Genomic DNA, 4927 nt, shown 5'->3' with positions numbered 1-4927 from the left:
GTATGCGGTAGACCTGCAGGGCCTGCCACGACATCGAGGTCACCGGGCGGTCGTTGCTGGCATTCCAATCGAGACCGCCGCGCAAACCTTTCACGGCCAGGCGCCCGTCGGCATCGGCGGCGTCCAGACCGTCGGTGTCGAAAGCAAAACTTCGCAGGCCATCGGCGCCCAGATCGAGATTGCCGCTGAGCTCGCCATCGATGCGCATGTCGCGCAAGCCCAGCGTCGCCAGCCATGCCTGCCCGTACCGCTGGTACGCCGCCGGGAAGCGCGACTGCAGGCGATCGAGCTTGAGCTGCTGCAGGTCGCCCTTGGCGTTGAACGACATGGCCCCCTCAAGCTGCAGGGCATCGGCATCAGCCACGCGCAGGCGATTGAAATCGACCGCGCCGTTGCGCGTCGCGGCGGACAGGCTCAGCTGCACGGGGTGATCGGGCAGTCGCGCATAGATGGGGCCCAACAGCAGCTCGCCACCGCGCAGGCTGGCATCCAGGTCGATGCGGGTGGGTGCGCTGGTCGTGTCGAGGTTGAGTCGACCGTTGCCATTGACGGACTGTCCGGCCAAGGCACCGCCGGGCGTATCGAACCCGCCGCCGTTGAGCGCAAATTGCCCGGACGCCTGCAGGCCTTTGTCCTGAATATCCAGCGCCATGTCCGCATCAAGCTTGCCGCCGGTGGCTCGTCCGGACCAGACCGTGCTCAACAAGCCCTGCAACCAGGCCAGCGGCACGCCCTTGAGGCTGATCTGGGCGTGGGTCGGCTGGTCCAGCGGCAAGGCCGTGCTCGCCTGGATCACGCCCTGGGTCAGGTCGATCTGCAGCGTATTGGCCGCCTCGTCGATCACCATCGACACCTTGGCGTTGCTCAGTGCCGCGCCCGGGGCACCGGCAAGCTGGGCGGTGCCATCGAACAACCAGCGCATATGGGTGTCACGCTGGAGCACACCCTGCAGGTCCACGCCGACGCGCTTCCAGCCCATCGCCGGTACGTCGGCCTTGGCCGCGTGCAGACTGAGCTTGAGGCCACCCTCCCCGTCTTCGCCGATCTGCGACTGCACGCCCTGCATCTTCAGCCCGGGAGCGGTCACCGTCTTGGCGCCCAGCGCAACATCGGCGCGGGCTGGCAGCGACCAGCACGCCCAAAAGAGCATGCAGAGAGTGAGAATAAGTTGGCTTGATGTGGGGCGCATGAAGCGCCATTCTGCCAAAATCAGCTGAACGACACGGACAAGTCATGCAACACACGCTTTCCAGCGAGCCTTCAGGCCATCGGAGCGCGCCCATCACCGTCCGCGCCCTGGTAGCCGACGACGACCCGAGCAGCCGTCTTTTCCTGGTGGAAGCCCTGCGCAGCCTCGGTCTGCACGCGCATGCCTGCCATGACGGCCCCTCGGCGATTGCCATGGCACGCCACGAGGCCTTCGACCTGCTCCTGCTGGATTGCCGCATGCCCGGCGCAGGCGCCGAGGAAGTGCTCACCGCCTTGCGCCACGATCCGCAGGCACGCTCCAGCGATTGCACCGCCGTCGCCACCAGCGCCGAGATGGATGTCATCGAACGGCAACGCCTGCTTTCCGCGGAATTCAGCGAGGTGCTGCAAAAGCCCTGCAGCCTGGCCGACCTGCGTCGCATCCTCGCGCTGGTCTATGCGGGCGCTGCCGCCGTGCCGTTGCTGGATGACGAGCAGGCGATCGCCACCATGGGCGACGCGGATGTGGTGAGGGCGATGCGCACGCTGCTACGCGCGGAGTTGGCAGGGCTGTATCAGGATCTTGATGCGCTGCTGGACGATACCGAAGCACTCGCCGACCGCATGCATCGACTGCGTTCGTCCTGCGGCTTCTGCGGCGCAGCGGCGCTCGGCGTCCAGGCAACGTTGCTGCAGCGCCATCTCAAGCTCAAGCATTCCGGTTCGCTGGCGCCGCTGTCGCGCTTTCGTCGTTCGCTGCTGGCCACCATCGAAGCGCTGGGCGGCGAAACGACCGCCTGAGCTCAGCGACGCGACAACGCCGCACCCAGCACGTGCCACGCCCGCAGCTCCCCACCGCCCAGATGAAAGCGGATCACCTCGCGCATCATGCTGCGCAGGGCAGACAGTCCAGCGGTATCGGGCATCTCGTCGCCGGCCAGGGCGAGCAGATCGACACCGCGCAAGGCATGCGCCGTTCCCGGGCGGCATGGTGCAGGCCCCTGCTCCACGACATAGCGGTAGAGCTGCGTCGGTTCCAGCGGCTCGCCGGACTCCGCTTCGACTTCCAGCTGCAGGCCATAGCCGATGGCTTCGAGCAGGTCGCGCTCGAAACGCCGCAGCGTCCAGGCCAAAGGCTCGCCACCCGCAAGGCGCGGCAAGGTACGCGCATACGCCTCGAACAAATCAGGCAAGGGATCCTGGCGACCGGTCAGCCGCACGCAGAGCTCATTGAGATAAAGCCCCGCAAGACCGGCATCACCCATCAGACGCAACGGCGGGCTGGTATGTTCCGCGGTCTGCAAGGTGGCCAGTTCGCCGCGCAATAGCAGATCCAGCGACAACCGCTGGAAAGGCTCCAGTTGCGCACGCTGCACGCGCGCACGCTCGCGCCGCACGCCACGCGCCACGATGCCCAGGCGTCCGTGGTCGCGCGTCAGGCATTCAAGCAACAGCGAGGTCTCGCGATAAGGCCGCGAATGAAGCACATAGGCCGGCTGCTGCTCGATACGCATGGCGGTGGCTGTCGGACCCAATCAGTGGATGATCGCGCCTGACCTGCGATGGTCAGGCATACCAGGCAGAGCCACGCATGCGCAGACTCAATCGGTGTACCCGAATTTCTTCAGCATGGTCTCGTCGTCGACCCAGCCTTCGCGCACCTTCACCCACAGGCGAAGGAAAACCTTGCGCTCGAAGGTGCGCTCCATATGGCGACGCGCCGACGTGCCGATCGCCTTGAGCTGCGCACCGCCATTGCCGATAACGATGGCCTTCTGGCCATCGCGTTCCACCCAGATCACCGCGTGGATTTCGGCAATACCATCGGGGCGATCGCTGAACTGCTCGATCTCCACCGTGGTGGCGTACGGGAGCTCCTGGTCCAGGCGCAGCATGAGCTGCTCGCGGACCATTTCAGCGGCGAGGAAACGCTCGCTTCGATCGGTGACTTCGTCTTCGCCAAACACCGGCGGCTGCACCGGCAGGCGCTTGAGGATGCCTGACTCCAGCTCCTTGAGGCCCTTCTCCTTCAGCGCGCTGACGTAGTAGACCTCGTCAAAGCTGTGACGCCCCATCAGCTCCGCCACGAAGGGAAGCATGGTGGTCTTGTCCTTKGCCAGGTCGRYCTTGTTGATCACCAGCAGGCGCGGCACTTTCTGCTCGACCAGGGCGTCGTAAAGCGCCTCGTCTTCATCGGTCCAGCGTCCCGCCTCGATCACCTGCACCACCACATCCACTTCGCTGATCGCCGAGCGCGCGGCACGGTTGAGGCTGCGATTCATGGCGCGCTTGGCGCCACGATGCAGGCCCGGCGTATCCACGTACATGATCTGGCCGGCCTCGCTGGTGGCGATGCCGAGGATGCGGTGACGAGTGGTCTGCGGACGCGGGCTGACAATGGACAGGCGAAACCCGATCAGCGCATTGAGCAAGGTGGACTTGCCCACGTTGGGACGCCCCGCGAGCGCTACGGTGCCGCAGCGAAAATCGTCGTGGGGAAGTTCGGCCGGCGCGCCGAGATCGAGTTCGTCGTTGTCGTTCATGAGTTCACTTCCTGCATTAGGCGCAGCACGGTTTCAGCGGCGTCCTGTTCAGCGGCACGGCGGCTGGTGCCATGCCCCTCGGCCCGGATGGGTGCCGGTTCGTTGATTTCGCACGAGACATCGAAGGTCTTGGCGTGGTCTTCGCCATGGCTGTCGATCAGATCGTACTGCGGCAAGGGCCAGCCGTGCGCCTGCAGCAACTCCTGCAGGCGGGTCTTGGCGTCCTTGGAAGAGCGCGGAATAGCCGCCACCAGCGGCTCGAACAGGCCGCGCACCACGTTGCGACACGCCTCGAAACCAGCGTCGAGATACACCGCCGCCAACAGGGCCTCGAAAGCGTCGGCGAGGATGGAATCGCGGCGGAAACCGCCGCTCTTCAATTCACCCGAGCCCAGCTTGAGCTCATCGCCCAGCTCCAGTTCGCGTGCGATGACGGCCAGTGCCTGGCCGTTCACCAGCTGCGCGCGCAAGCGGGACAGCTCGCCCTCGCTCGCGTTCGGGTGAGCCTCATACAACAGCTCGGCAACCACGACACCAAGCAAGGCATCGCCCAGGAACTCCAGCCGCTCGTTGTTGGGCTTCCCGGCGCTGCGATGCGTCAGCGCCAGTACTGCGAGGGCAGGATCACGAAAACAATAGGCGAGCTTGGTCAAATCCTGGGCCTGTGCTTAACCTTCGACATTACCCTGCAGCGCCACGCTCTTTTCGAAGTGCAACAGGAAGTCGATGTTGTACATAAACGGAATGCGCTTGTCGTAGCTGATATTGAGCGACGAGGCATTGCCAGTGCGCTTGATGGTGATGTCCTGCGGCGTGATGGTGTCGTCGCTCACGTACTGGAAATCCAGCTTCTTCATCAGGTCGTTGCGGACCTGGGTTACCGACTTGGGACCACCTTCAGTCGCCAGCTGGTTCATGGCCTTGGTCACGCCCATGAACTCGGTATAGGCCGGCACCAGCTTCATGGCCATGTAGCCAAAAAACGCCACGACCATCAATACGACGAGAAACCCGATCAGGGTGATGCCCGTTTGCTTCGATTTCATAGTCCCCTCGCTATGCCGCCTTACGGCGATACCCGGTTAACTGGCAAGACGCCACCCAGCCGCCCCGGAGGCGGCTTGGCGCGTGCATTGTCGCGCCAAGCTGGCTCGAACGACACCGGGCGCGTACCTATGCCCGTCACGCTTTTAATG

General features: G+C 64.6%; 5 protein-coding genes and 1 pseudogene. 1 reads left to right on the top strand and 5 read right to left on the bottom strand.

Translation table 11 applies throughout. The features are described 5' to 3' along the window. A pseudogene (locus tag AC1DMG_RS19810) lies at positions 1-1150 on the bottom strand (hypothetical protein); the annotation flags it as partial. Positions 1151-1233: 83 nt separating this feature from the next. Between AC1DMG_RS19810 and AC1DMG_RS19805 the strand changes: the two are divergent. After that, on the top strand, positions 1234-1989 hold the full coding sequence (locus AC1DMG_RS19805) for a response regulator (protein ID WP_441603243.1): 756 nt from the start codon (positions 1234-1236) through the stop codon (positions 1987-1989). A gap of 2 nt (positions 1990-1991) precedes the next feature. Here AC1DMG_RS19805 and recO read toward each other — a convergent pair whose 3' ends face one another. The 4 genes from recO to AC1DMG_RS19785 form a co-directional block, all read right to left on the bottom strand. Further along, positions 1992-2702 carry a DNA repair protein RecO gene (gene recO, locus AC1DMG_RS19800; protein WP_441603242.1) on the bottom strand — a complete coding sequence of 237 codons (711 nt, stop codon included), beginning with the start codon at positions 2700-2702 and terminating at the stop codon, positions 1992-1994. A gap of 87 nt (positions 2703-2789) precedes the next feature. Beyond that, a complete protein-coding gene (era, locus tag AC1DMG_RS19795) occupies positions 2790-3731 on the bottom strand; it encodes a GTPase Era (protein ID WP_477180957.1) in 942 nt (313 codons plus the stop codon). Continuing rightward, positions 3728-4384: a ribonuclease III gene (gene rnc / locus AC1DMG_RS19790; protein ID WP_441603240.1), complete on the bottom strand. Its 657-nt coding sequence runs from the start codon at positions 4382-4384 to the stop codon at positions 3728-3730. Before rnc ends, era begins: the two co-directional genes overlap by 4 nt. 15 nt (positions 4385-4399) lie before the next feature. After that, on the bottom strand, positions 4400-4777 hold the full coding sequence (locus tag AC1DMG_RS19785; RefSeq protein ID WP_441603239.1) for a DUF4845 domain-containing protein: 378 nt from the start codon (positions 4775-4777) through the stop codon (positions 4400-4402). Positions 4778-4927: the final 150 nt, after the last annotated feature.

The sequence above is a fragment of the Dyella sp. 01N36 genome, assembly GCF_056399745.1.
Note: the sequence above shows the minus strand (reverse complement) of the source record. Positions and strands in the feature narration are given on the sequence as shown.